Annotated in this window: 1 protein-coding gene; it reads right to left on the reverse strand. The window is 30.1% G+C overall.

Annotated elements, in window-relative coordinates; genetic code table 11:
- The coding region (locus tag DMC01_RS12890) for a hypothetical protein (RefSeq protein WP_142694553.1) at positions 1-323 on the reverse strand (323 nt) is incomplete at its 3' end.
- Between the last annotated feature and the right edge of the window lie 16 nt (positions 324-339).

The raw sequence follows: 339 nt of genomic DNA on the forward strand, positions 1-339 counted from the left end.
GTGGGCTTGGCATTATCAAGCATGGCTTGAAATTTATTGATTTGTGTGCAAGTATTATGTAGAAAATATGGAGTTTGGCAATAGTATCTATTGCTTGTATTTGGCACAAGCGTATTAGAAGCCAGTCTTATAAAAACATTAGCAAATAAACTTACATTACTTGGAATATTATCAAATATATAGATTCCACCGTCTTGTTCTTTAGGATTTGATAAGGTATGTGTAATAATATTGTTGTATTCTATATCAAGTAAAATCTTATCTGCAATATTTAATATAGGCTTGCCAAATATATCAAGTGCCTTTATTTTAATTTGCTGCAAGAGATGTCCTTGTTTT

The sequence above is a fragment of the Campylobacter troglodytis genome (assembly GCF_006864425.1).
Classification (GTDB): domain Bacteria; phylum Campylobacterota; class Campylobacteria; order Campylobacterales; family Campylobacteraceae; genus Campylobacter_D; species Campylobacter_D troglodytis.